The sequence below is a fragment of the Mesorhizobium sp. Mes31 genome (genome assembly GCF_024519675.1).
In the GTDB taxonomy this organism is placed as follows: domain Bacteria; phylum Pseudomonadota; class Alphaproteobacteria; order Rhizobiales; family Rhizobiaceae; genus Mesorhizobium.
This window is the reverse complement of the sequence record NZ_JALJRL010000014.1, coordinates 39,003-65,253: the sequence shown is the minus strand read 5'-3', so window position 1 is coordinate 65,253 and position 26,251 is coordinate 39,003. Positions and strand designations below refer to the sequence as shown.

General features: G+C 62.2%; 26 protein-coding genes. 14 read left to right on the top strand and 12 right to left on the bottom strand.

Annotated features, from left to right (window positions below):
* Positions 1-20 precede the first annotated feature (20 nt).
* The 3 genes from NR193_RS22745 to NR193_RS22735 form a co-directional block, all read right to left on the bottom strand.
* Positions 21-332 carry a Dabb family protein gene (locus NR193_RS22745; protein ID WP_256752997.1) on the bottom strand — a complete coding sequence of 104 codons (312 nt, stop codon included), beginning with the start codon at positions 330-332 and terminating at the stop codon, positions 21-23.
* Between the two features lie 74 nt (positions 333-406).
* Positions 407-1,177: an enoyl-CoA hydratase/isomerase family protein gene (locus tag NR193_RS22740; protein ID WP_256752996.1), complete on the bottom strand. Its 771-nt coding sequence runs from the start codon at positions 1,175-1,177 to the stop codon at positions 407-409.
* Positions 1,177-2,769, bottom strand: coding sequence for an acyl CoA:acetate/3-ketoacid CoA transferase (locus tag NR193_RS22735; protein ID WP_256752995.1), 1,593 nt, complete (start codon positions 2,767-2,769; stop codon positions 1,177-1,179). Before NR193_RS22735 ends, NR193_RS22740 begins: the two co-directional genes overlap by 1 nt.
* A gap of 208 nt (positions 2,770-2,977) precedes the next feature.
* Here NR193_RS22735 and NR193_RS22730 point away from each other — a divergent pair, with 208 nt between their 5' ends.
* Positions 2,978-3,796: an aldo/keto reductase gene (locus tag NR193_RS22730; RefSeq protein ID WP_256752994.1), complete on the top strand. Its 819-nt coding sequence runs from the start codon at positions 2,978-2,980 to the stop codon at positions 3,794-3,796.
* 170 nt (positions 3,797-3,966) lie between these two features.
* On the opposite strand, the gene NR193_RS22725 is transcribed toward NR193_RS22730, so the two are convergent.
* The 7 genes from NR193_RS22725 to NR193_RS22695 form a co-directional block, all read right to left on the bottom strand.
* Entirely contained in the window at positions 3,967-5,568 is a 1,602-nt protein-coding gene (locus NR193_RS22725) for a GMC family oxidoreductase (protein ID WP_375162731.1), read from the bottom strand.
* The gene (locus NR193_RS22720; protein ID WP_256752992.1) at positions 5,565-7,064 is read right to left on the bottom strand and encodes an aldehyde dehydrogenase family protein; all 1,500 of its coding nucleotides are present in this window, start codon (positions 7,062-7,064) and stop codon (positions 5,565-5,567) included. Before NR193_RS22720 ends, NR193_RS22725 begins: the two co-directional genes overlap by 4 nt.
* Before the next feature lie 87 nt (positions 7,065-7,151).
* Positions 7,152-8,180 (bottom strand): zinc-binding dehydrogenase, encoded by a 1,029-nt coding sequence (locus tag NR193_RS22715; RefSeq protein ID WP_256752991.1) that lies wholly within the window; start codon positions 8,178-8,180, stop codon positions 7,152-7,154.
* Between the two features lie 8 nt (positions 8,181-8,188).
* Positions 8,189-9,133, bottom strand: a complete 945-nt coding sequence (locus tag NR193_RS22710; RefSeq protein WP_256752990.1) for an ABC transporter permease — start codon at positions 9,131-9,133, stop codon at positions 8,189-8,191.
* 14 nt (positions 9,134-9,147) lie between these two features.
* Positions 9,148-10,653, bottom strand: a complete 1,506-nt coding sequence (locus NR193_RS22705) for a sugar ABC transporter ATP-binding protein (protein WP_256752989.1) — start codon at positions 10,651-10,653, stop codon at positions 9,148-9,150.
* A 7-nt stretch (positions 10,654-10,660) separates the two neighbouring features.
* On the bottom strand, positions 10,661-11,614 hold the full coding sequence (locus tag NR193_RS22700; RefSeq protein WP_256752988.1) for an ABC transporter permease: 954 nt from the start codon (positions 11,612-11,614) through the stop codon (positions 10,661-10,663).
* Positions 11,615-11,737: 123 nt separating this feature from the next.
* Positions 11,738-12,847, bottom strand: a complete 1,110-nt coding sequence (locus tag NR193_RS22695) for a sugar ABC transporter substrate-binding protein (protein WP_256752987.1) — start codon at positions 12,845-12,847, stop codon at positions 11,738-11,740.
* A gap of 421 nt (positions 12,848-13,268) precedes the next feature.
* Here NR193_RS22695 and NR193_RS22690 point away from each other — a divergent pair, with 421 nt between their 5' ends.
* The gene (locus tag NR193_RS22690) at positions 13,269-13,910 is read left to right on the top strand and encodes a TetR/AcrR family transcriptional regulator (protein ID WP_375162730.1); all 642 of its coding nucleotides are present in this window, start codon (positions 13,269-13,271) and stop codon (positions 13,908-13,910) included.
* A gap of 137 nt (positions 13,911-14,047) precedes the next feature.
* On the opposite strand, the gene NR193_RS22685 is transcribed toward NR193_RS22690, so the two are convergent.
* Both NR193_RS22685 and NR193_RS22680 read right to left on the bottom strand, forming a co-directional pair.
* On the bottom strand, positions 14,048-15,265 hold the full coding sequence (locus NR193_RS22685) for an FAD-dependent oxidoreductase (RefSeq protein WP_256752985.1): 1,218 nt from the start codon (positions 15,263-15,265) through the stop codon (positions 14,048-14,050).
* 14 nt (positions 15,266-15,279) lie between these two features.
* Positions 15,280-16,044, bottom strand: a complete 765-nt coding sequence (locus tag NR193_RS22680; protein WP_256752984.1) for an HpcH/HpaI aldolase/citrate lyase family protein — start codon at positions 16,042-16,044, stop codon at positions 15,280-15,282.
* Between the two features lie 116 nt (positions 16,045-16,160).
* On the opposite strand from NR193_RS22680, the gene NR193_RS22675 reads away from it, so the two are divergent.
* From NR193_RS22675 to NR193_RS22620, 12 genes are all read left to right on the top strand, one after another.
* Positions 16,161-16,292 carry a hypothetical protein gene (locus tag NR193_RS22675; protein WP_256752983.1) on the top strand — a complete coding sequence of 44 codons (132 nt, stop codon included), beginning with the start codon at positions 16,161-16,163 and terminating at the stop codon, positions 16,290-16,292.
* Positions 16,293-16,400: 108 nt separating this feature from the next.
* A complete protein-coding gene (locus NR193_RS22670; protein ID WP_256752982.1) occupies positions 16,401-17,213 on the top strand; it encodes a shikimate dehydrogenase in 813 nt (270 codons plus the stop codon).
* Positions 17,206-18,012 (top strand): SDR family NAD(P)-dependent oxidoreductase, encoded by an 807-nt coding sequence (locus NR193_RS22665; RefSeq protein WP_256752981.1) that lies wholly within the window; start codon positions 17,206-17,208, stop codon positions 18,010-18,012. Before NR193_RS22670 ends, NR193_RS22665 begins: the two co-directional genes overlap by 8 nt.
* Before the next feature lie 13 nt (positions 18,013-18,025).
* Positions 18,026-18,373, top strand: coding sequence for a RidA family protein (locus NR193_RS22660; protein ID WP_256752980.1), 348 nt, complete (start codon positions 18,026-18,028; stop codon positions 18,371-18,373).
* 56 nt (positions 18,374-18,429) lie between these two features.
* Positions 18,430-19,218: a FadR/GntR family transcriptional regulator gene (locus NR193_RS22655; protein ID WP_256752979.1), complete on the top strand. Its 789-nt coding sequence runs from the start codon at positions 18,430-18,432 to the stop codon at positions 19,216-19,218.
* 289 nt (positions 19,219-19,507) lie between these two features.
* Entirely contained in the window at positions 19,508-20,218 is a 711-nt protein-coding gene (locus tag NR193_RS22650) for an SDR family oxidoreductase (protein WP_256752978.1), read from the top strand.
* Positions 20,219-20,229: 11 nt separating this feature from the next.
* Positions 20,230-20,979, top strand: a complete 750-nt coding sequence (locus NR193_RS22645) for an SDR family NAD(P)-dependent oxidoreductase (RefSeq protein ID WP_256752977.1) — start codon at positions 20,230-20,232, stop codon at positions 20,977-20,979.
* A 78-nt stretch (positions 20,980-21,057) separates the two neighbouring features.
* Positions 21,058-22,008 carry a LysR substrate-binding domain-containing protein gene (locus NR193_RS22640; RefSeq protein ID WP_256752976.1) on the top strand — a complete coding sequence of 317 codons (951 nt, stop codon included), beginning with the start codon at positions 21,058-21,060 and terminating at the stop codon, positions 22,006-22,008.
* 85 nt (positions 22,009-22,093) lie between these two features.
* The gene (locus NR193_RS22635) at positions 22,094-23,128 is read left to right on the top strand and encodes an amino acid ABC transporter substrate-binding protein (protein ID WP_256752975.1); all 1,035 of its coding nucleotides are present in this window, start codon (positions 22,094-22,096) and stop codon (positions 23,126-23,128) included.
* An 80-nt stretch (positions 23,129-23,208) separates the two neighbouring features.
* Positions 23,209-24,372 carry an ABC transporter permease subunit gene (locus NR193_RS22630; protein WP_256752974.1) on the top strand — a complete coding sequence of 388 codons (1,164 nt, stop codon included), beginning with the start codon at positions 23,209-23,211 and terminating at the stop codon, positions 24,370-24,372.
* Between the two features lie 3 nt (positions 24,373-24,375).
* Entirely contained in the window at positions 24,376-25,455 is a 1,080-nt protein-coding gene (locus NR193_RS22625; RefSeq protein WP_256752973.1) for an amino acid ABC transporter permease, read from the top strand.
* Between the two features lie 15 nt (positions 25,456-25,470).
* On the top strand, positions 25,471-26,232 hold the full coding sequence (locus tag NR193_RS22620; RefSeq protein WP_256752972.1) for an amino acid ABC transporter ATP-binding protein: 762 nt from the start codon (positions 25,471-25,473) through the stop codon (positions 26,230-26,232).
* Positions 26,233-26,251: the final 19 nt, after the last annotated feature.

The following is a 26,251-nucleotide window of genomic DNA, read 5'->3' as shown; positions in this document are numbered from 1 at the left end:
GCCGGTCAGTCGACCTACCACTAGAATCTAAGATCGACCACCGTCACGCCGTCAATGCCGCCTTCGGTGTGGGCCACGATCCGCGCCCCGATCTCCTGGTGCGTTTTATCGCGGAGATAGTCATCACGCGCATTCTCATCGGCGAAATCGACCCAGAATGCGTCGTGGTTGCCGCGGATCAGGTCCGTTTCCACGCTGACATTCGGTCCGCCGTGAAAGGCGACGATGCCCGGCAGATGATCCTGCAAGCGGCGCAATTCCTCATAGAGCCCGGATTTGGTTTCGGCGCTCACATCGGCGCGAAAACGCAGCAGCACAAAATGGCGGATCATCGGAACTCGTCTCCCCTGTCACGATATTTTCTTGGTCTCGGCCAGGCATTTGCCGCCCGGCAAATTGGCCGTTCTCAAAAACGCGCAGGCCGTTTTTCGCGGAAGGCGGCCAGCCCTTCCTGGAGGTCCTCCGATCGCGCAGCCGCAATGCCGGCAAGCGCTTCGAGAACGCGTTCTGATTCCTCACCTTCGGCGGCGTTGACGAGCATCTTTGTCAGTTCGGTCGCCAGCGGTGCGCGACCGCAGACCTGCGCGGCGATCTGCCGTGCCGCGGCCATTCCCGCACCACTCTCCACGATATGATCGATGATGCCGAGACGAAGCGCTGCGTCTGCATCGAAGACCTCGCCGAACAGCGCCATGCGCCGCACCAGTTGCGCGCCGAAACGACGCGCCGCGCGCTGCGTACCCGACCAGCCCGGAATAATGCCGAGCCCAGTTTCCGGCAGAGCGATCCTGACATGCTGCTCGGCAATCCGGAGGTCCGCGCAAACTGCCAATTCCAGTCCGCCGCCGAACACATCCCCGTTGAGGACGGCGATTACCGGCTGCCGAAGCCGGGCGACGGCCGCGAAGGCATCATGCCCTTCGCGCAGCCAGAAGCGGCCGAAATCATCCGGCGCCTTGCCGCTCCAGGCCTGGATGTCGCCGCCTGCCGAAAAGGCCCTGTTGCCCGCGCCGGTGAGGATCACGACCCTGACCGCCGCATCGTGCTCGATGGTCCTGCAGGCAGCTGCAAGCCCGTCGATCATCGCCGCATCCAGCGCGTTGCGCTTTTCGGCACGGTCGAGTGTCACCACCGCGACCCGGCTGTCGATCTCGAGGCCGATCCGGCTATCCGGCATCACTCGGCAGCCACGGCGAGACGAAAATGGCCATCCATGCGATCGGGCATGAAAAGATGTCCCGACATCGGGCGAATGGTGTCGGCAACCGCCAGCGGAAACGCCGCCTGGGCAAGGACGTCCCGGTTCAGATCAATTCCAGGCGCGACTTCGGTCACCGTGACCTTGCCGTCGATGAGCCGAAGCACGCAGCGCTCAGTGACATAGGTCACATCCTGCCCCTGCGCCGTTGCGCGCTTTCCGGAAAAAGATACCTGCTCGACGGAGGGCACCAGCTTGGCCACCTTGCCTTCCTTGTCGATGGAGAGCTTTCCGTTGCTGACCGAGAGCTTTGCTCCGGCGTTGAAATAGCCGGAAAAGACGATCTTCTTCGCCCGTGCGGTGATGTCCACGAAGCCGCCGGCGCCGGCGGTTACGTGCGGCCGCGCCGACAGTTTCGAGACATTGACCGATCCGTCGGCACCGATTTGCAGGAATGAGAGCAAGGACGCGTCGAAGCCCGCTGCCTGAAAATAGGTGAACTGGTGCGGTGAGGCGACGAAGGCCTCGGCATTTGCCGAGCAGCCGAACTTGAAATCGAGCAGAGGAATACCGCCGACGGCGCCCTGCTCGATCACCCAGGTCACTTCTCCGTGGCGGCCCTCCTCAAGGAAGATACGCGGCACGTTGGCCGAAATGCCGAAGCCGATATTGACGACCCATCCCCGTTGCAGCTCCATCGCAACCCGGCGCGCCATCGTCTTGGCCGCATCGAAGGCTGGCAGCCGGAAGGTATCGAGCGGCCTGAACAATTCGCCTGAAATGGCTGGATCGTAGGATGTCGCGGTGGTCTGCATCTGCTCGGGATCCTCGACGATCATGTCGACCAGAACGCCCGGCACCCGCACGTCATGCGGGCGCAACGTGCCGGACTGGGCGACGTGCTTGACCTGGGCGATCACCACCCCGCCACAATTGTGCGCGGCAAGCGCAAGCTCCATCGCGCCGAGATAGGCGCCTTCATGCTCGAACGTCAGGTTGCCGCGTTCGTCGGCGGTGGTGGCACGAATGATCGCGACATCCGGCTTGATCGACGGGAAATACAGCCATTCATCGCCCTCGAACTCGATCTTGCGCACGATTGGCCGTGCCCGTGCGCGTGTGTTCATGGCGCAGCCGTCCAGGCTGGGATCGACGAATGTTTCGAGGCCGACCTTGGTGATCACGCCCGGGCGATGTCCGGCCGCTTCACGCAGGATGTCGAAGATGATGCCGCTTGGGACGTTGTAGGCAGCGATCCGGTCTTCGCCGAGCATCTGCCAGATCAGCGGCGGCTCGGACGAGGACGGTCCCGACGGGTAGGACCCACCGATGATGGTGTCGATCATGCCATCCTGCGCCAGATGGTCGATGCCCTTCGTGCCGAACATGTCGCCGGCCGCGATCGGGTGGACCATCGTCAGTCCGGCTGGATGGCGCTCATCACGATAGCGCTCGCCAAGCGCCTTCAGGACCAGATCGGGACAGCATAGCCCGCTCGACGAGTTGACCGCGACGATCGCGCCGTCCTTGACTGCCCTTGCCGCGTCCGCCGCGCTGGTAACCTTGGACATGAAGCCGCCTGCCTGCATCGAGTAAAGTAACTGTTTAGTTATTACCATGCCTCCGAGTTTGGTCAAGACCGATCGGCAACGGTCGTGCGCGGGCACCAAAAATCACTTCGGGATCGGCGGCCGGCGATCTTGCCAATGGTGCACAAGGTGATATAAGTAACTATTCAGTTATTTACTGAGAGCAATCGACGACGCTGGAGGCAAAGTCGTGAACATCTTTTTCCAGAAGACGCACCAGAGGGCTTTCGGCACGTTCCCGCTACGCCATGACGCCTGTATGGCCGCGATTGCGGTGGCGCTGGACGCCGGCTATCGGGCATTCGACACCGCGCAGATGTACGGCAACGAGGCCGAGGTCGGAGAAGCCCTCGCGCAGGCCGGCGTGCCGCGCCAGGATCTTTGCGTCACCACAAAGGTCCATCCCGACAATTACGCTGAAGCGCTCTTCCTGGCCTCCGTCGAAAAGAGCTTGAAGGATCTGCGGCTGGACTATGTCGACGCGCTGCTTCTGCACTGGCCGCCGCTTGACGGTGACATCGCGTCGCTCCTGAGGCTGCTCCAGAGCGCACAGGACAAGGGCCTGGCACGCCATATCGGCCTGTCGAATTTCACTGCCGGGATGATGCGCGACGCACGCGACATCCTTGACGGCCCGATCGTGACCAACCAGGTCGAATTCCATCCGCTCCTCAATCAGGACATCCTGATCCGAGCGGCCAACGAGACCGGCATTCCGCTGTCGTCCTTCACCTCGGTTGCCCGCGGCGAAGTCTTCAAATATCCGCAGTTCGCCGAAATCGGCAAAACCTATGGCAAATCCGCCGGCCAGGTGGTGCTGCGCTGGATCCTGCAGAAAGGTGTTTCGGTGAACACCATGTCGACCAAGCCTGAGAATATCCGGGCCAATTTCGACATCATGGATTTCACGCTTTCCAGCATCGACATGGTGCGCATCGACGCGCTCACCCATACGAACAAGCGCATAGTTGGGTCCGACCTGGTGCCATGGGCCCCCGACTGGGACTGACAGGGCGACCGAGCTTCGGAACGTAGACGGCAGCCCGCGCGGCTGCCGCTAGAGCATGATCCCGAAAAGTGGAATCCGGTTTTCGGGAAAGATCATGCTCAAACAAAGAGATAGAGCCCCATCCCGATTCCATCGGGATGGAACAGGCTCTAGCCAGGAGAAATTTTCGGTTACCTGTTACCGCGAATGATATCTGAGGCTCTTTCGCCGATCATGATCGTCGCGGCATTGGTGTTCGAGCCGACAAGGCTGGGCATGACCGACGAGTCGCAGATGCGGATGTTTTCCAGCCCTCGGACGCGAAGTTTCGGGTCCACCACCGCCATGGCATCGACGCCCATCTTGCAGGTGCAGGTCGGATGGTAGGAGGTGCGGCCATAACGGCGCGCATAGTCCTCGTAGTCCTTCTGCGTCCTGACGTCCTCGCCCGGCAAATGCAGGCGTTGGATGTATTTCTGCAGGGACGGCTGCTGGAAAATCTCGCGGCTGATGCGCACCCCTTCGGCCGAGATTCTCAGATCGGCGGGATCGGCAAGAAAATTCGGATCGACGATCGGCTTGTCGGCGGGATCGGAAGAGCGCAACCTTACAGTGCCGCGGCTTTTCGGCCGCAGCGTGTAGGAATTGAGCGTGATGCCGGAGCCCGACGGGACGCTCGGAACGCCGTCCTCGGCGCCGGCACCGGCCAGGAAATGAAACTGCAAGTCGGGAATGGCGGACGACCGGTCACCGTACCAGAACGCACCACCTTCGACGACGTTTGACGTCACCGGGCCGCTCTTGAACAGCGTGTACTGCAGGCCGGCCCAGAGCATCCAGTGAAGCTTGTTGTACTTGTCGAGGCTGGTCGGGCCCTTCAGTTCGGCGACGATATCGACACCATAATGGTCGGTGAGGTTCTCACCGACACCGGGCAGGTCATGGACGACCTCGATGCCGTGCTTTTTCAGATGCGCCGCCGGCCCAACGCCGGACAGCATCATGATCTTTGGCGAGCCGATCGCGCCGGCGGTGACCAGCACTTCGCTGTCGGCACGCGCAACACGCATCTCGCCGGCACGGCGATACGCCACGCCGGTGGCTCGAACCCCCTCGAAAAGAATGCGGTCGACCAGGCATCCGGTCTCGACGGTCAAATTGGGGCGTCTCTGAGCCGGCCTGAGATAGCCGACAGCAGCGGAACATCGCCGTGCGTTCCTGGTGGTCGTTTGGTAGATGCCCGCGCCTTCCTGAGCCTTGCCGTTGAAATCGGGATTGTAGGGCATGCCGAATTCCTGGCACGCCTGCACGAATGCGCGGGTCGTCGGCTGCGGGTCAGGGATGTTCGAAACGCCGAGCGGACCATCGGTGCCGTGCATGTCGCCCGAAAACATGGTGTTGCCTTCCGAGCGCAGGAAATAAGGTTGCACGTCGGCGAACGACCATGCCTCGGCCCCTTCGTCGCGCGCCCAGCGGTCGTAGTCGGCGGGATGACCGCGCGTATAGACCTCGGCGTTGATGGACGACCCCCCGCCAATCACCCTGGCCTGGGCATAGGGAATCTCGCGCTGGTTGGCATGCTTCTGCGGCGCGGTCTTCAATCCCCAGGTCAAAGGGCCGGAGGTCATCTTGGCAAAGCCGACCGGCATGTGAATATAAGGGTTGGTGTCGCGTCCGCCGGCCTCAAGCAGAAGCACGCGCGCATCCGCATTTTCCGACAGGCGCGCGGCCAACACGCAGCCCGCCGAGCCGCCGCCAATGATGACGAAGTCGTATCCGCGTTCGCTTGTCACGACACCCAAGGCTCGCGCTTGCCGAGTTCGATGTGCACGGACTTGATCTGGGTGTATTCCTCGACACCGTATATGCCGGCTTCGCGCCCCCAGCCGGACTGCTTGAAGCCGCCCAGCGGCAGTTCCGGTCCGCCGGCAAGCGTTGTGTTGATCCAGAAGCGTCCGGCGCGCACGCGCCGCGCCACTGTCAGTGCCTTGTCTATGTTCTTGCTCCACACGCTGGCCGCCAGCCCATAGACGGTGTCGTTGGCGATGGCGATCGCCTCCTCGACCGTATCGAACGGCATGATGCTGAGCACCGGCCCGAAGATCTCGTCGCGCGCGATCGCCATGTCGCCGGTCACGTCGCCGAACAGCGTCGGTGCGATGTAGTGGCCATGGCCGAAGTCGAGCTGGTCACCGCCGCAGACCAGCCTTGCGCCCTCCGCCCTGCCCTTGGCGATATAGGTCATGATGGTGTCGTTCTGCGCGGCGGTGGTGATGGCGCCGACCTGTGTCGCCGGATCGAGCGGGTCGCCGACCTTTACCTTGGCAAATTTCGCCGCGACCATCTCTTCGAACGCGCGCGCCACCGAGCGCTCGACGATCAGCCGACTGCCGCTGACGCAGCATTGGCCGGTGTTGAAGCCGATGCCGAAGGCGACGCCATCGGCGGCATCCTCGAGATCGGCGTCGGCAAAGACGATCTGCGGGTTCTTGCCGCCGAGTTCCAGGCCGAGTTTCTTGAAGTTTCCGGTGGCCGCCTGGACGCAGCGTCGGCCGACAGAGGTCGAGCCGGTGAAGGACAGCATGTCGATGTCCATATGCTCCGTCATCGCCTGGCCGATCGTGCTGCCCGACCCGGTGACCACATTGTAACAGCCCGCCGGCAGGCCGGCTTCCGCCAATACTTCGGCGAGGATCAGCGTCGTCGCCGAGGTTACTTCGGACGGCTTGGCAACGATCGTGCAGCCGGCAGCTAGAATGAACGGCACGCGCTCGCACAGGATGAGGAAGGGAAAATTCCAGGGCGTGATGAGACCGACAACCCCAATCGGCTCCCGTGTGACCAGCCCGAACAGGCGGTCGCCAAGATTGTTGAAAGCGTCGCCATGCAGTGCGCGGGCTGCGCCGGCCGCGTATTCGAAGATGCCGGCACAACCGTCGACCTCGGCGCGGGCCTGGCTGATGGGTTTGCCATTTTCCAGCGTTTCCCAAAGGGCGATCTCCTCGGCGCGCCGGCGGATGATCTGCGCGGCCCGCAGCAGCACGCTCGCCCGTTCGACCGAGGGGATGCGCGACCAGCGCCCGTCCTCGAAGGCCCGCCGTGCCGCTGCAACCGCCAGGTCGAGATCTTCCTTGGTGCATTTTGGGATGCGGGTGACCGCAACGCCGTGGCCGGGACTGTGCCGCTCGAAATACGGACGTGCGCCAGCCTCAACGATCTTGCCGTCGACGAAGAAGCCGAATGTCCGTGGATCGGACGGCAGCAAGAAATTGGCGGGTTGATGATCCATGGTATTTCTCCTCCGGCCGTCGCCGCGATCGCACTATAAGTAACTATTTGGTTATTTCAAGCGTCGCCGCCGCGCGCTCCCTGCCGCTCAGATCGCGATTTGCGTCTTGAGAACATCCAGCCGGTCCTTCAGCGTCTCGAACGCATCCTGGATCGCGCTGAGCTCGTAGGTGGCGCCCACGAAAGGCGCGACATCGAACCGACCATGCAGCAGCAGGGTCAGCGCGTCGTGCATGTCCTCTCCCATGCCTGCGACCGATCCTTTCACCGAATTTTCCCTGAGTACGGTGTCGAGCAGCGCGAGCGGAATGCTGTCGCCAGGGCCGGTGATGCCGAATGCGGCGACATGGCCGCCAGGCCGGATCAAGTCGAAGGCCTGCGCATAGAGCTGCGGCAGGCCGACGCTTTCGATGACGATGTCGGCGCCGCGTCCGCCGGTCATCTTGAGCACAGTGTCCTTGACTCCCGAGGGATCGGTCACAACCGCGTCGGCGCCTGCCCGCCCTGCGAGGCGGGCACGCTCCGGAGAAAGTTCAACGACGATGATGGGCGCCGCCCCGACCAGCCGCATCATCTGGATGTGGAGATTGCCGATCGGTCCGGCGCCGAGGACGACGACGGATTGGCCGAAGCGCACGTCGGCCTTGCGCGCGGCGCGCACGACGCAGGCGACCGGCTCGGTCAGCGCCAGCATGGACGGCGCGGCATCGTCAGGCGCCGGAATGACCAGACGACCAGGAATCGAGACATATTGCGCGAATGCACCGTCGCGCGAGATGCCGACCTGGCGAACCTCGGCGCAGTTGAGCACCTCGTTCCTGCGGCAGTAGTAACAACCGCCGCAGCCGATATTGATGTCGGCCACCACCCGCTGGCCGAGGACGAATGGGCCCGCCCTGTCGCCCATCCGGCTGATCGTGCCGGTGAATTCATGGCCAGGGACGATGGGCAGCCGCTCAGTGGCATAATGGCCATTGAACATGTGGATGTCGGTGCCGCAGATCCCGCAGCGATCGACCTTGATGAGGACATCATCGGATCCGCAAACCGGGACAGGCAGTTCCCTGATCTCGAAGCGTCGCGGCGCGACCAGGACCGCCGCCGTCATCGTTTCCATGGCCGGTCCTACTTCACGATGCGCATTTTGGAACGGTCGATCGTCAGCGCGATCGCGGCAATCAGCACGATGCCGAAGACGATCTGCTGGCTCGTCGCCGGCACGCCGAAATACAGCATGCTGGCGCGTACCACCGCCACGATCAGCACACCGACCAGGGTGTTCAGCACGCCGCCGACGCCGCCGGTCAGCGGGGTGCCGCCGACCAAGACGGCGACGATCGCCGGCAACAAAAAGCCTTCGGCAAGGGTCGGCGAACCGCCAGAAAGCTTGACGGAGAAGAGCAGCCCGGCAATCGCGGCGAGCATGCCGGAGAAGGCAAAAGCCAGGATCTTGTAGCGCTCGACCTTGAGGCCGGAAGCGACGGCGGCAGGCTCGCCAGCGCCGATCGCCTTCAGAGCGCGTCCTGTCGTGGTGCGGTTCTGCAGGAACCAGGCAAGCACGACCAGGGCCAGGGCCAGGATCAGTTCATGCGGCACGCCACTCCATCCGCTGCCGACCATCCAGCCGAAGGCGCGGTCGCGTTCGCCAGCATCCATGTAGAGCGCGCGCTGGCTGGAAGCATATTGCCCGACGGACAGCGCCAGGCCCCCCACCGCGAGCGTGGCGATGAAAGACGGCACTTTGAGCCGTGTCGTCACGAAGCCGGAAAGGGCGCCGAACGCCAACCCTGCCAGGATGACGAGCACACCGCTGAACACGCCGAACATTGGCAGCGATATGGTCGCGAGCACGGTCGTCATGTTCGCCACCGACTGGGCGGAAAGATCGATGCCGCCGATATAGATAACGAGCGTCATGCCAAGCGCCATGATGAACAGCGGCACGATGTCTCCGGCGAGCTCGATCAGGTTTTGCGGCCGCAGGAAACTCGGGTGGATGATACCGACGATGAGCACCAGAACCACCAGCGTGATCCACGGAAAGTGTCGCTTGAGGCGACCAAATGACATTGCGCGCTCCTGGGTCATGTCATGTAGTGGATGAGATCGTAGAGAGACGGCTTGCCGCCGGGCGGGCAGTCGTACCATTTGCGGATCTCCCCATCCCTGATGACGGCAATGGTGTGGCTGAGGCCGATTGCCTCCTCGAGCGTATCGGCGACCAGGATGATGCCGACGCCGGCACCGCACATGTCGCGCACCATATCGTAGACATCCTCCTTGGCGCCGATGTCCAGGCCGCGCGTCGGATGGTCGAGAAGGATGATGTCGGAACCGCCGCTACGCCACTTGGCGAGCACCACCTTCTGCTGGTTGCCACCAGAGAGGTTGGCGCAATCGACGTTCTCAGAAGATGCCTTGATCGAAAGCCGCTTGATCCAGTCGCGGGCAAGCTCCCTTTCCCTGGCAATCTCCAATACGCCTGCATTCGAATAGTTGCGCATCTGCGACAGCGTGATGTTCTCGTAGACGGTCATGCCACCGACCATGCCCTCGATCTTGCGCTCGCGCGGCACGTAGCCCACGCCGCACTCGACCCCGTGCGCGGCGCTGAAGGTCTCGACCCGCCGACCCCTGAGGGTGACCTGGCCGAGATGCGGCTTCTGCAGGCCGAAGATGGTGCGCAAGATCGCTTCGCGCCCCGAACCCTCGACACCGACCAGACAGAGAACCTCCCCGGCATGCAGCTTGAGCGAAATGTCCTTGTAGCGGCCGGCAAGACTGATCCCATCGACTTCGAGCAGTGCCTTTGCGGAATCGAAGGGCTTCTGCTTCTCCTCGCGGTAATATTCCTTGCTGATGTTGCGCCCCACCATCTTGTGCTGGATCGACGCGACGTCAGCATCCTTGCCATCGACGACGTCGACCACGGCGCCGTCCTTCATCACATAGATGCGGTCGGATAGCTCGATGACCTCGTCCAGCCGATGCGAGACGAAGATGAAGGAGGCGCGGTTGCGCAGGTCCCTGACGAGGCTGAACAGAAGTTCGATTTCCTCCTTGGCCAACACCGATGTCGGCTCATCGAGCAGGATGACGAGATCGCCCTGCACGCGCTCTTCCAATGTCAGCACGTTGGCGAGTTCCACCAGCTGGCGCTGTGCGAAGGACAATTTCGAGGTGACCGTTGCCGGATCGATCGAAAGCTTGACCTTGTCGAGCTGCTGACGCGCTGCCGTCGCCATCTTCTTCCAGTTGACGACACCCAGGCGCACGAACTGCTGCTCGAATCCGAGGAAGATGTTTTCCATGACGGTCAGGTTCGGGATCAGCGACTGTTCCTGGAACACCATGCCGACGCCCATATCCATGGCCTGGCGCGGGTTGTGGAAGCGCACTGCCCGTCCATCCACGAGCACCTGCCCGCCATCATGCTGATAGGCGCCGTAGATGACTTTCATCAGCGTCGACTTGCCGGCACCGTTCTCGCCGACAAGACCGACGATCTCGCCGCGCTTGATGGTGAAGTCGATGCCTTTCAGCGCGTGCACGCCGGGGAATTTCTTCTCGACTTTCTGAAGCTCGAACATTGGCGCGTCACTTCACGAAAGACAAGGAGCGACGGTCGGTCGACAGATAGACCGCGATGATGACCAGCAGGCCGAGTACGCCGTCCTGGACGTAGCTCGGCAATCCCATGACCACCATGCCGTTGCCGATGACATTGACGATCAGGACGCCGACGAGTGTGTTCCACACGCCTCCGGCGCCTCCCCAAAGCGCGGTGCCGCCGACGACCACGGACGTGATGGAGACGAACATCAGGTTGCGTCCGGTAACCGTCTCGGCAATGCCGATCTGCGCCACCGCCAGCATTGCGCCGAGTGCGTAGAAAACCCCGGCAATGGCGAAGCCGATGACGCGCACCCTGGCGACGTTCAGGCCGGATGCATGGGCGAGATCCTCACCGCCGCCGACGGCATAGAAATTGCGCCCGATCTTCGTCCGCCCCTGAATAAAGCCAGCAATGAGCAGCGCCGCCAGCGCCACATAGACCATCAATGGAAGGCCACCCAGCCGATAGGTAAGCAGCGAGCGGAAGATCGGGTCCTCGACGCGGATTCTGTCGCCGCCCGTGATCAGCAGCGACAGGCCTATGCCGACGAAGCCCATCGACAGGCTCGCCATGAAGGACGGTATTTTCAGCCCGACATGCACCAGCCCATTGATCAGACCGAACAGAGCTCCAACGAACAGCGCGCCAACGATCGCCAGCCATCCCCATCCTGCCAGGCTGCCGCCCAATGCCGTGAACATGGTGGCGAACAGGACAGCGCAGACTGCCACGGCCCCTTCCATGGAGAGGTCGATCGATCCCATGAGGATGATGAAAGTCACACCGACGCCGATCATCAGTGATGGGGTCGACAGAATGGAAATGCGCGCGAAGTTGCGCATGGAAAGGAAATTCGGATTGGCGATCGAGAAAAACAGGACAAGCGCGAGAAGCACCAGAAGCGGGGCCCATTTCTGCAAATTGTCTCTGGTCAAGAAATTGTCCACGCTCTTCTCCCACAGGCAAGGGACGGCGAAGCGGGTCGCCGTCGCAAGCATATCGCGGACTGCCGGATCGGAACGCACACCGCTGCCGGTGCGCGTCCGCCGGCAGGCCGATTATTTGTACTTGATCTGACCGTTGCCCGGACCCCAGAAGTCCTTCCAGTCGTATTTCGGCGTGCTGTCGAGGTATTTCGCCTTGAACTCCGCGGCATCCTTTGGCGTGATGAGAACGGTCGGGCCGTAGAATTCGCGATGCTCCTTGGGTTCGGCCGAAGGCTTGAACGCGCCCGTCGCCGCATAGTAGGCAAGTGCAGCCGTGATGCCGCCGCCCCAATGCGGATTGGTGAAGACGGTTGCCAGAATCTCGCCCTTGCCCACGAGCTCGACAGCCTGCTGGTTGCCGTCATAGGAAACGATCGGCATGCCCTCGATGCCTTCGGCACGCAGCGCCTCAATGACGCCATAGGCGATGGTGTCGTTCGCGCAATGCACGCCCTTGATGTTGTCGCCATAGCGGGTGAGGAAGCTCGCCATGATCTGGTTTGCCTTCTGCGTGTCCCAGTCGGCGGGCTGGGCGTCCAGCAGCTCCACATTGGGATAGTCCTTCAGCGCGTTCTTCAAGCCGTTGAGGCGCTCGATCGCCGGATTGTTTGACGCGATGCCGCCGAGATGAACCACGCCACCCTTGCCGCCCATGGCATCGAAAAGGATGCGGGCAGTCTTCTCGGCAGGCCCCTCGTCCGACCAGGTCATATGCGACACGTAGTTGTCACCGAAATCCCATGGGTGCAGGTCGTCTGTCTTGTTCCAGATGGTGGACACATAGGCGCCGGCGGCGGCGACCGCCTCGACGACCGGACGGCAGTTCGGCGCGTCGTTCGCATCGATGGCAAGAGCGAGGTTGCTGCCCTCCTTGCCCAGAAGCGCCTTCACGTCGGCGAGCGACTTCTCGCTCGACCCCTCGTTGATGAGATTGACGAGCGCGTCCTTCGGCTTGCCGAGGCTTTCGACAAAGGCCTCGCCGCCCGACACGATGTAGTTCCAGTAGGGGTTCGTGCGGTCGCGGTAACTCCAGGCGATCGTCGGATTTGCGGTAGTCGCGCGCGCCGGCGTCGCACCCAGAGTGCGTAGCGCCGCAGCGCCGCCAAGCCCATAGGCCGATGCGAGAAGCAGGTTGCGGCGATTGATGGTTTCCTGCTCGATGAATTTCTTGATGAACGACATTTGCTCTCTCCCTGCTGATCCGAATTCGAGCGAGCGCCCTCCCAAGACGCGCACCCAGCTGAACCTTTACGCACTATCTAGTTACTTTTTTAGAACTGGCTTGTCAACAGGACTCCGGCCGCGATGGCGGCCTTGCCTCGGGACATTGGCGACACGCCCGATTGCGCTGCGGGGTGCCTCTATGTAACTATTGGGTTAGTTGAACTGGCCTTTGACTTCAGAGGCAGGCGGGAACCGGAAGCCTTCGAAAGATGCTGCAGATCGCCGATGTTCGCCTTGAACCAGACCAATGCTGCCGGCCGGCTCCTGGCCGCCGCGGAGTGCCTTTTGACAATTCGCTGGTCGCTCTGGTCACAATCCAGTTAGTGCGCCATATCGATCGTCAAACGTCGGATTCGAAACGGACCAGTTAGGAAAAAAGATGGTGGCGGCGAAGACAAGGAAGCCAAGAATTCGCGATGCGGAGGCAACCCAGAAGCGGATACTCGCGGCTGCCAAGCAGGAATTCGCCAAGAAGGGTTTGGGCGGCGCCAGAGTGGACGATATAGCCGCGCGCGCAAAAGCCAACAAACGCATGATCTACCATTATTTCGACAGCAAGGAGAGCCTGTTCCAGCGCGTGCTCGAAGACGCCTATGTCGACATTCGAACAGCCGAGCAAAAGCTGGAACTCGATCATCTCGACCCCAAGGATGCACTGGAAAAGCTGGTGCGCTTCACCTGGAAATATTATCTCGACAATCCCGAATTCCTTACCATGGTGAACAGCGAGAACCTGCACAAGGCGCGCCATCTCAAGAAGTCCAAGGTCGTTCAGGACATCAGCCGGCGTCTGGTCACGATGGTCGACACGCTTCTGGAGCGCGGCGCAAAGCAGGGCTTGTTCCGGGACGGCATCGATCCAGTCCAGCTGAACATCACGATCGCCGCCATCGGCTACTACTACTTCACCAATCGCTTTACGGGCGCCATCATCTACGAGCGCGATCTGATGTCGCGGGAAGCTCTCGATACAAGGCTGCAGTTCAATATCGACACCATCATGCGCCTTGTCTGCAAGTAGCCGTCGTTCGGGAATCAGGAATCCATTCTTGCTCGCGGGATGCGACGAGACCACCAAGCCACCGATTCACGCATCGACCTCGCCATGACTGAAGAGAGCTTCAGGGCTGCTGCGGATCGGCTGCCTTCTCTGCAGACCTAGATTACCGCCTCTTCAAGAAACGGCTCATTGCGCGGTATGCGCTCGTAGCAGAATGGTGAAAGATCAAGCGTCTGGAAGGCGCCGTGAACAATCAGCTCCGAGACCGCTCGACCGACTGCCGGCGACTGCTGCAGGCCGTGCCCCGAGAAGCCGTTGGCAAACATGAAATTGGTTACCTCGGGGTGGAAGCCGACGATGCCGTTGTGGTCGAGCATGTTGTACTCGTAGTGGCCAGTCCAACTCGTCTGAACCTTGAGTGCATCGAAGGACGGAATGCGGTGCCAGAGCGCCGGCCAGATGTATTCGTCGAACTCTTCATAGTGCATTTCGAAGTCGTCGTAGTCGGCAGGCCCATCGCCTTGTGGCGTGTTGCCGGTGAGAAAAAGTTCGCCTTCCGGACGCACGAATGTACCGGAAAGGTCGATGACGTTGGGCATCCGGCCAGGAATCGGATTGGCGCTGGCGAAGACGAAGCTGTAGCGCTTGTAGGGCGCGACCGGAATGGACAGGCCAGCCATCGCGGCGACCTGTTGCGCGCGCGGGCCCGCGGCGTTGACCAATGTTCCGCAGGCGATCGTCTGGCCGGTCGCGAGGCGGGCCGAGATGACCCGGCCATCGGCGATATCCAGCCCCGTCACGGCATTGTCGATATACTCGACGCCGCTGGTGCGGGCAGCCCGGCGGAAACCATTCATCAGCCCCATGGAATCGAACCAGCCCTCTTCGCGCGAGCCCCAGGAGCCGCCACCCAAATCATCAACATTGAGCCAGGGGAAACGCTCCTTCAGAGGCCCCGGCTCGAGGAAGACGGTGTGAGCGCCAAGGCTGCGCTGCAGGTCGACGCGTTCGCGCGCGGCCCCCACGCCCTCGGGTGAGCAACAGTAGAGATAGCCATATTCCTTGAAGCCGAGATCGGGCGCCGGTTCATCCTTGTAGAAGGACGCCATCCGCTCCGGAAAACCACGGATGATATCGATTCCGAACTGGCTGATCTTCACATTGATCGGATTGGAATATTGCTGGCGGATGGCGCTTGTGGAGAGCGCCGTCGAAGAGAAGGTATAGCTCGAGTCCCGCTCGACCACGAGGATCGAGGCGCCGTTGCCCAGCGCCTGGCTCAGCCAGTAGGCCGTCGACGAACCGACGGCCGCGCCGCCGACGATGACGATGTCATAGGCGGTGCGCGAAGGCGCCTTGTAAGGAGGAATTGCCACGGTCTGTCTCCGGTCTACTGGTTGAATGAAGCGATCAGGGCATCCGAGCCCCGGGCCAGCAGGCCGAGGTCGGAACCGACGGCAACCATGGTGAAGCCGTCGGCAAGATAGCGGTCGGCATCGGTCTTTGCAGGCGCCAGGATCCCGCTGCCCTTGCCTGCCGCGGCAGCTGCCTTGCGCACCGAGGCGATCGCTTCTTGAACCTGCGCGGCACCGGGATTGCCCATCGCACCCATATTGGTGGAAAGGTCGCCGGGTCCGACAAAGAGAACGTCGACGCCGTCCACCGCTGCGATCTCGGCGGCGTTCGCCACCCCCATTTCGCATTCGATCTGGACGGCCAGCAGCTGCTGCTCGCGCGCTTTTGTGTGATAGCCGGCAATCCGGCCGAAGGCGTTGGCGCGGTGGGCCACCGAGAACCCACGGACACCGGCCGGAGCATAGGTCATCGCGGCAACGACGCTGCGGGCCTGATCCGCCGTACGCACATTGGGGATCATCAGGCTGCGTGCTCCGATGTCCATCGCCTGCTTGATCAGGTTAGGATCGTCAGAGGGTAGCCTCACGACCGCCTCGCTGTCGAAGCCGCCCATGACCTGCAGTTGCGCCATGATGCTGCGCAGATGGTTGGGACTGTGCTCGCCGTCTATCAGCAGCCAGCCTGCCCCAGAGCCGGCCACGACCTCGGTGGTGAGAGCGGAAGCCAGCGAGCACCAGATGCCGATGTGAGCCCGGCCAGCTGTCACGGCGGCCTTCAGCGTGTTGAGGCGCTCTTGCATTTGCGGTCGGCTCCCATGAGCGAAAGTGTGTTGAAATTTGTATGATGTCCTATATCATATGGCAATAATTCGCGGCAAGATGCAATGCGCACCAACCTTCGTACGGGAGTTTGAGAATGGAGATTGGGTTCATTGGGCTGGGCGTGGTGGGAACGCCGATGGCCCGCCATCGGAAGGATCTCAACCTGGCCCTGGAAATCGCCCTCACCCTCGGCGTGTCGCTGCCGAATTGGCGCAGCAGCCGATGAATGCCTGTCCGGCTCGAACAGGTGGCGCGGAGGCCGACCATTCGTCCCTCGTCCAGGCGCCGGAGATCCTCAGCGACCATGAACTGTCAAAAGAAAAGGAGTAACCCGATGCGCGGAACCGGCAAGGCCGAAATCTTCGTCATGCTGGCCCATCCAGTGAGCCATGCCAAGAGCCCCGGCATATTCAACGAGATCTTCGAGCAGAAGGGCCTCGATAGCCTCATGGTGCCGTTGAGCTGCCGTCCGGAGGATTTCGAAACCTTCTGGGCCGGAATCACCGCGGCCGAGAACATCCGCGGCGTGATCATCTCGGTGCCGTACAAGGTCGCGGTCTACCACAAATGCTCCGCCGCCCATGACCGCGCTGCGCGGGTGCAGAGCGCCAATTCCGTGCGCAGGCTGCCCGATGGAAGCTGGTACGCCGACAATTTCGATGGCGTCGGCTTTATCGATGGGCTGAGGGCGGGCGGGCACCAGATTGCCGGCCGCCGCATCCTCCAGGTCGGCGCCGGTGGCGCCGGTGCATCGCTGACCTACTGCCTGGCCGAGGAAGGCGCAGCCGAGATCCGCCTTGCCGACATCGATCACGATCGCGCTGCAAAACTTGCCGCGCTGGTCGGCAAGGCGTTTCCGAACTGCCGTATCGCGGTCGGCCAGCCTGATCCGTCCGGCATGGACATGGCGATCAACGCAACGCCGTCCGGGCTGAAAGCCACCGATCCGCTGCCCATGGACGTGCGCAAGCTGACACCGGATATGACGGTGGTCGACATCATCATGGAACCCGCCGAGACCGCGCTGCTCAAGGCGGCGAAGGAGATCGGCTGTCGCGTTCAGCCAGGCCGCCCGATGATGGATTTCCAGGTCGAAGCCATGTCCGCGTTCTTCGACATCGAGCGAAAGGATCGCAGCCATGGCTGAGACTTCGACGGTTGTCGTCATCGGCGGCACCTCCGGTATCGGACGCGCGATGGCGCTGCGCTTCGCCGAGGACGGCTACCATGTGGTCGTCGCAGGCAGGGATGCGGCCCGGGGCAATGCGGCGGTTGGCGCCTGCGAGGCGGCGGGCGCACCGCGCGCCTTGTTTGTCCAGACCGATGTTGCCGATGCCCGCTCGGTGGAAGCGCTGGCCCAGGCCGTCAGCGATGCGTTCGACACGCCTCACATCGTCGTCAACTGCGCCGGCATCCTGCAGAGCGGCAAGCACGTCCTCGACCAGGACCTGGACGAAGACGAGAGGATGTGGCGGGTGAATTATCGCGGCACGCTGCTGGGTTGCCAGGTCTTCGGCCGGCTGATGTCGGCTGCCGGGCGCGGCGCGATCCTGAATGTCGGGTCTCTCGCCTCCTTCGCGCCGCTGTCTCTGCCCGCCTACACGCCTGGAAAGCATGCCGTTCTGGCTCTTACCCAGATTCTTGCGGCCGAACTCGGCCCGCACGGGGTGCGCGTCAATGCGGTGGCACCCGGCTACACGCTTTCAGACGGGCTGAAAGCCAGGATAGCCAAGGGCGAGCGCAATCCCGAAGCCATACAGGCCACCACGGCGCTGCGCCGCTTCGTCGAGCCGCGCGACGTTGCCGAGGCGGCACTGTTCCTCTGCTCCGACCGTGCCGCGTCGATAACTGGCGTCACCTTGCCCGTCGACGCCGGCTGGCTCGTTCAGGCGCCCTACGCGCAATATTTGCAGGGAAACCCCATCCGGCAGGCGCCGGGAATCTGACGAGGACAATCCATTGAGTGATATCAGGCGCTTCGACTTCGACACCCGCATCCACCACGGCGTCATCCACAACGGCACGGTCTACCTCACCGGCCAGGTTGCGAGACCGGGCCAGTCGGCGGCCGACCAGATGCGCGAGGTGCTCGGCAAGGTCGATGCGCTGCTTGCCAAGGCTGGCACGGACAAGACGCGCATCCTTCACGTGCAGATGTGGCTGGACGACATCAGGGATTTCGACGAAGTCAACACGGTCTGGGACGTGTGGATGCCGAAGGAACATGCACCGGCGCGCTCGTCCGGTGAAGGACGGATGGCCAAGCCCGGAATGCTGGTCGAGTTGATCGTCACCGCGGCGGTTTGAATGGCCTTGCCGGTTCGGGCATCATCCTGCATCTGGCATCGGACTGGGGGACATTGATGACGAAGCGCAAGCCACTTTCCACCGTCGTGGCCGAGAGCCTGTCCGAAAAGATACGGTCCGGACAGTTGCTGCCCGGCGCGCAATTGCCGACGGAAGCTGCGCTTTGCGCCGAATACGACGTCAGCCGGACAGTGGTGCGGGAAGCGGTCGCGCGATTGCGCTCCGAAGGCATGGTGGTGCCGCAGCAGGGGCGCGGCATGTTCGTCAGCGAAACGCCGGCGCCGCGCAACTTCTCAATACCGGACGAGGCTCTCAGGACCCTGCCGGAAACCATCGCCCTGCTCGAACTGAGACTGAGCGTCGAAGTGGAGTCCGCCGGGCTGTGTGCGGAACGGCGAACCGACGCGGAGGCGAGTGCAATCCGCGCCCTGATGGAACAGGTCGACGCTCAGCAGGCAGATCCCGCTGTGGTCCAGATCCATTACGATTACGATTTCCACCTGGCGATCGCCAAAGCCGCGCGCAATGAATTCATCCACGGCTTCCTGAGTTACCTCAGGCCGATGATCGTTCCACGCTTTCAACTGGGCTACGTGGTCACGCCCGCGCTCAAGGACAGCTACTACGCACGCATTCACAACGAACACAAAACCATCGTGGACGCCATCGAAAGGCAGGACGGTCGCGCTGCTCGCCAGGCCATGCGCAAGCACCTGCACAACAGCCTCGGACGTGTGCGCGCGCTGGCTCGGGCTTCTGGCGTCGCCGCAACCGAGGCCGAGCAGAAGGCGGCTGCGGCCTCTCTCTTTACCGATATGAAAAGGCCTCCTTCGACAGGCGGGTAAGGCTGGCGACTTCGATCGTATGCGCAGGCGCGTGGACCAAATTAGCCATGCATTGCGAAAGCCTTGTTTTATTCTACCGACCAGCAGCGCTCGGTTTCCGGCGGGTTGAAGGCGTCACTCTCCCGGCGTTTCCTTGGGTTTTCGGCTTGCGCGATCGCCCGGGCATCCCAGGAGGTTTCGCGGGCTGAAAGGGGCTTTCGAAAGTTTATCTTTCCTTTTTGCTGGTTTTCTTGGTTTCGCGGCATCGGCTCAGGCCGCAAACTGAAACCAGGCAATCAGGGAAGCCCACGTGACGACAGCCTTCATCACAGGTGCAACGAGCGGCATAGGGCGGGCCTTGGCGATCGCGTTGAGCGATGCCGGCTACGACGTTTATGCGGTCGGGCGCAGCCAGGCCGCGCTCAAGGAGTTGCAAGCCGAGCGACCCGGCATCGTGCCGATCGCCGTCGACGTCACCGATCGCGAGGCGCTGGAATCGGTTCTGGCAGATCTCACCATCGACGTGCTGATCAACAATGCCGGGATCATGCCGCCCCTCGGAAATTTCGCCGACATGAAGATCGCCGACATCGACACCACGCTGGAGGTGAACCTCAGCGCGGCGATCCTGCTCACCCGCCTCATCGTGCCGCAGATGCGTGAGCGGCAGTCTGGCCACATCTTGTTCACCGGCTCCACCGCGGGCCACGCCGCATATTCCAACATTGCCGTCTATTCGGCCACCAAGGCGGCGATATCAGGCTTTGCCGCCGCGCTGCGCGCCGACCTCTCCCCGTCAGGCATACGCGTCACCGAGATCGTCGCCGGCCGTGTCGAGACGCAACTCTACCAGGACATCCTCGACGCCAAGGCGCGCGCCGCCATGTACGCCAGCAAAGTGGTGCAGCCCGATGACGTGGCCAGGATGGTCGTCGCGGTGCTCGCACTCCCCGCATGGGCCGACGTTACCCGTTTCGACATCATGCCAACCTGGCCAACCTCGCCGAGCGGCACCAAGTAAGGAAAACTGGAATGAAGGATCTTTCGGTTCTGATCGTCGGTGGCGGCGCCGGCCTCGGCGCCCTTCTGGCCCAAATGGCCGTGGAGGCTGGGGCGGCGAAGATCGGTATCATCGACATCAATCAGGAAGCAGCCGAAACGGTGCTCGCGCCGGCGAAGGCCAAGGGCCTGCCGACCGCGACCGCCGCCTGCGACATCCAGGTCGGCCCGCAATGCCACACGGCCTTCGACGCAATCGTTTCCAAGCTCGGGCGCGTCGACACGCTGATCAATTGCGCTGCGATCTACCCTCGCCGTCCGCTTCTGGAAATCAGCGACGCCGATTGGGACGCATCCAACGGCATCAACATCAAGGGCACCTATCACATGATGGTGGCGGCGGTTCGTCATATGCAGTCGCAGGAACCAAAGAGCCATGTCCGCGGCCGGATCGTCAACCTGACCTCGGTCGACGCTTTCAAGGCGCATCCGCAGAACGCCCACTACGCGGCAACCAAGGCCGCCGTCGTCAGCCTCACCCGATCCTTTGCCCACCACGTCGCCAAGGACGGGATCCTGGTGAACTCGGTGGCGCCGGCCGGCATGGCAACGGAGAAGGCAAAAGCGCTCGGCTTCCTGGAGGAACTGGCCAAGGCGAGTCCGCTCGGCCGTGGTGCGGAACCGACCGAGATTGCTGAGTGGGTGCTTATGACAGGTGGCCCCAAGAACACTTATATGACCGGTGAAAACGTAATTGTTTCAGGTGGTTACATATACGCCTGAGTTGTTTGCGCCGATGGCGGCTGAAATACGGCAGTGCATGATCAACGGAGCTTCAAGCGAGAAGGAGCGGAATTTACGATGACCGGCAAGCTGCGCCTTCCGTCGCTGAATGCGCTTCGCGTCTTCCACGCCGTCGCGCAGCACAAGAGCTTTCGGCAGGCGGCAGATGAATTGCTGGTTACACCGCAGGCCGTCGGCCAGCAGATCAAGCTTCTGGAAGACACGCTTCAAGTGACGCTGTTCGAGCGCAAGGGTCGGTCGGTCGAATTGACCGAGTCTGCCATCCTTCTCTCGCACTATGTCAAAGCCGGGTTCGACGAGTTTTCCGAAGGCGTTCGTCGCGTCACCAAGTCGAACTACCGGGACCGCATCAACCTGAATGCGAGCCCCTACTTCGCGACCCACTATCTGCTGCCCCGGCTATCGCTATTCCGGGAGATATTGCCGGGTGCGGATCTGCGCCTGACGACGATGGTCGACCTGCCCGATTTCGGACGCGATGACATCGATATGACCGTCCAGTGGGGTTACGGCAGTTGGCCGGACTACGAGACCACGCTGCTGGTGCCGGATCCGAAGGTCATCTGCTGCACTCCGGCCATCGGCGAGAAGATCAAATCGGCGCAGGACCTGACGCTGTTCACGCTGCTGGACACCGTCAAGTCGAAGCGCCTCTGGCCAGACATTTTGCGGCATCTTGCCGTCGAGCAGACGGATAGCAACCGAAGCATCAGTTTCGACGATGCGGCAACCATGCGCCGTGCAACCTTGCAAGGCATCGGCGTCGGGCTCGTCTCCGTCATCGACGCCGAGGAAGATCTGAGGTCGGGCGCGCTGGTCGCGCCAGTTGGCCGCGACGCCCTTGCCGATATGAGGCCGGAGGAAGTCCCTGGGTTCTACCTGATCGTGCCGCGTGGGCACCTGCGTGTGAAGGCGGTTGCCGCCCTTCATCGATGGCTCGCTCAGCAGGACTGGGGCAGCGATCTGAAGATTTCCTCCGTGCCAAAACCGACCCCGCTTTCCGACTAGGAGCGGCTTCGAGACCGAGGTCCGTAAGAAGCTTTCGGACCTCCAACAACAAGAAACCAAACAACCTCAACAGTGGAGACGGAACATGAAAATGATGAAATGGGGGGCCGCAGCCATGGCCCTTGGCCTCGTGCATCTTGCGGCGCCGGCAGAAGCCGCCGGCGGCAAAACACTGGAAACCGTCAAGGCGCGCGGCGTGCTCAATTGCACCGGCCATGACGGATCCTATCTCGGCTTCGCCGAAGTCGACGACAAGGGCAACTGGAAGGGTATGGACATCGACCTCTGCCGGGCGGTGGCCACGGCCGTGTTCGGCGACCCGGCAAAGCTGAAGGTCGTTCCGATCAGCTGGGCGCAGCGCTGGCCGTCCCTGCAGTCGGGCGATGTCGACATCATCATCAAGGCATCGGGTGGCACGCTCAGCCGAGACACCGAGCTCGGGCTGCAATTCTCCACGTCCTACTACCTCGGAACGACCAAGGTGATGGCGCACAAGGAGCTCAATCTCAAGTCGCTCAAGGATGCCGCGGGCGGCACGATCTGCATTCCCGCCGGCACGTCGCAGGAGCAGCAGGTCGCCGCCTATACGGCCAAGCTTGGCATCAAGCTTGAGCCCGTGCTCATTGAAAAGACCGAGGAGCTCGAGCAGGCCTATTTCTCGGGACGCTGCGATCTCTACGCGCAGTGGGGCCCGACGCTCGCCATTGCGCGCATCGCCAAGAGCAAGGTCGACGACCATGTCATCCTGCCCGACGTGCTCGCCGTCGAGCCTGAAGTCATGATTATGCGGCAAGGCGACGACAATTGGGTCGACATCGCCAACTGGACGCTCAGCACCCTGATCTTCGCCGAGCAGGAAGGCATCACGTCCAAGAACGTCGACGAGATCAAGGCCAAGCCGACTTCGCCGCAAGTCGCCAAGTTCCTCGGCGTCACGCCAGGCATGGGCAAAGGTCTCGGTCTCGATGACGACTGGGCCTACAAAGTGATCAAGAACGTCGGCAACTACGGCGAAATCTTTGATCGCGACCTCGGCAAGGGCTCGCCCTACAAGATGGACCGCGAACTGACCAATTTGTGGAACAATGGCGGCGTCCTGTTCCCGCTGGTGATCGACTGATCCTTTCTTGACGCATCCGCTTCAAGCCCCGCCCGGCTGCCAGCCGGGCGGGGCCGACGACAATTCGGGAAGATCCTTGGATGGTCAGCCTGCTGAGAAATCAAAAGGTCCGCAACGCGCTGTTGCAGGTCCTCTATGTCGGATCGCTCGCAGCCCTTGTGCTAGCTGGCGTCGTGATCGCTCGCCGGAACCTGGCTGAGCAAGGGATCACCTCCGGGTTCGACTTTCTGTTCAAGTCGACGGGTTGGGATGTGAATTTCTCGCTCCTGCCGGCCACGGCCAATGATCCCTATTGGTGGTACTTCCTCATCGGTATCATCAACACGCTGTTTCTGGGCAGCGTCGGCCTGATACTGGCGACGATCGTGGGAACGATCGTCGGTCTGGCGCGGACGTCCTCGAACGACTTGGCGCGGCTGCTCGGCCGCACCTATGTCGACATCTTCCGAAACATCCCGCTGATCCTCCAGGTCTTCTTCTGGTACGCGATCATCACGCACCTGCCGACGCCGCGCAGCGCGCACGAAGCCTGGGGCTTTCTGCTCACCAGCCGGGGGCTCTACATCCCATTCCCCAATGTCGGCGGTGCGGCGTTTGCCGCAGCCACAGTGGCTGTGATTGCGGCCATCGTGGTGCCGGCCTGGCTGGGCCGGACGTCGCGCCTTGGCAAACCAATCGGCCAGCGGCGCGCCATCCAGTTGGCCGCCGCGGCAGCGGCGCTGGCCTGCGCGGCCATCATTCTGGCGATCGGACGTTTGCCGGATTTGCCGCTGCTGGACTTCCCTGCCCTGCAAGGCCTCAACCTGAGAGGCGGCCTGCGCATTCCACCGGAGTTTGCCACACTCGCGATCGCCATCGCGATCTACGGCGGCTCCTACATCGCGGAGATCGTACGCGGAGGCTTCAAATCTGTCAGCAAGGGCCAGGTCGAGGCAGCACTCTCCCTGGGCTTGAGCCCTTGGCGGGTCTTCACGCTGGTGCGACTCCCACTGGCGCTCCGCGCCATGCTGCCGATCCTTGCCAACCAGTATGTCTGGCTGATGAAGGCGACCACAATGGGCATCGCGGTGGGCTTCACGGACTTCTTCATGATCGTGGCGCTGACGATCAACCATTCCGGCCAGACACTCGAAGCGATCGGCATCCTGATGGCAGGCTTCCTCGCCATCAATCTCAGCCTCGCCGCCGCCTTCAACCGCATCAACAAAGCAATCGCCCTCAAGGGCAATCAACTGAGGGGCTGAGAGATGGAGATGGTCGTTGTCGCTCCACCCGCTCCCGGCAGGCTCGAGGATCTGAGGCGACGCTTCTTTGCGACGCCGCTTCAGGCAGTGTTGTCGCTGGCTTGCCTGACGATCATGGTCTTCCTGGCCTGGAAGCTCCTGAATTGGGCGATTGTCTCAGCTGTCTTCACGACCAGCGGCGGACCGGAAGCCTGCCAGGCGGCAGCGGGCGCCTGCTGGTCGGTCATTGCTGCCAGATGGCGGATCATCTTCTTCGGCCTCTATCCCTATGAAGAACAATGGCGCTCGGCCCTGGCCTGCGTGGCCGTGGTGGTCATGACCGTGCTGAGCTGTATCCCGGCATTCTGGACGGGCCGCCGGATTGCGCTGGTATGGGGAGCCGGAACGACGCTTTTCTACGTGTTGATGAAAGGCGGCGTGTTTGGTCTTGCCCATGTCGGCGAGGAAGCGTGGGGCGGGCTGGCATTGACGCTCTTCATCTTCGTGACCACCTGCCTGGTCGGCTTCCCGCTGGCGATCTGCCTGGCTTTGCTGCGCCGGTCGGAGTTGCCCTGGATTTCCCGTACCACCGGCCTCATCATCGACGGGGTCCGTTCGCTTCCGCTGATATCTATCCTCTTCACCTTTGCCGTGGTTCTGCCTTTCGCGCTGCCGCAGTGGCTGCAGGGCGACAAGCTTTACCGCGTGATCCTCGGCTCCGCTCTGTTCTTCTCCGCCTATCAGGCGGAGATCGTGAGGGGCGGCATGCAGGGCGTTGCGACAGGACAGGAGGAGGCTGCCATGGCGCTTGGCATGCGCTATTGGCAACGCATCGGCCGAATCCTTCTGCCTCAGGCCATGCGCAACGCGATGCCGGCCACGATCAACCAGTTCGTGATCTCGTTCAAGGAGACCTCGCTGGTCGTCATCGTCGGATTCTTCGAGATCCTGGCTTCCGGCAATGCCGCCTATGGAACCGGCGAATGGCGCTTCGCCTATGTCGAAGTCTACGCCTTCATCGCCTTCATCTACTTCATCTTTGTTTTCAGCCTGTCCCGCTACGGCGCCTTTCTCGAGCGCCGCATGTCGATCAGCGAACGGTAAGGAGGCGTGCAGGTGATGTCACGGAATTCGACCGAATCCGGTGGGCCGGCGGTCCACATCGAAAACCTCGACAAATATTACGGCACGTTCCACGCGCTGCGGAGGATAAACCTTTCCGTGGAGCGGGGAGAGAGGATCGTTGTCTGCGGGCCCTCCGGCTCCGGCAAATCCACCATGGTCCGTTGCATCAATCGCCTCGAGCAGCACAATGGGGGCCGGATCGCGGTGCTCGGCACCGAGCTCAACGACGATGTCGGCAACATCGACGAGATCAGGCGCGAAGTCGGGATGGTGTTCCAGCACTTCAACCTGTTTCCGCACATGACGGTGCTGGAGAACTGCATGCTTTCCCCGATGATCGTGCGCAAGCAGCCGCGAGCGCAAGCCGAGGCAACCGCCCGGCGCTATCTGGAAAAGGTGCGCATTCCCGAGCAGGCCATGAAATATCCCGGCCAGTTGTCCGGCGGGCAGCAGCAGCGGGTCGCTATTGCGCGTGCTCTTTGCATGCAGCCGCAGATCATGCTGTTCGACGAGCCGACCTCGGCGCTCGATCCGGAAATGGTCTCCGAAGTGCTGGACGTGATGGTTACGCTCGCCTCCGAGGGAATGACGATGATCTGCGTCACGCATGAGATGGGTTTTGCGCGCCGGGTCGCCGATCGGGTGATTTTCATGGATGGAGGCGAAATCCTCGAAGAGGCGCCTCCGGACGAGTTCTTCACCTCTTCCCGGAACGAGCGCACCCGACAGTTCCTGTCGCAGGTGCTGGATCATTGACTGGAAGCAATGATCCGAA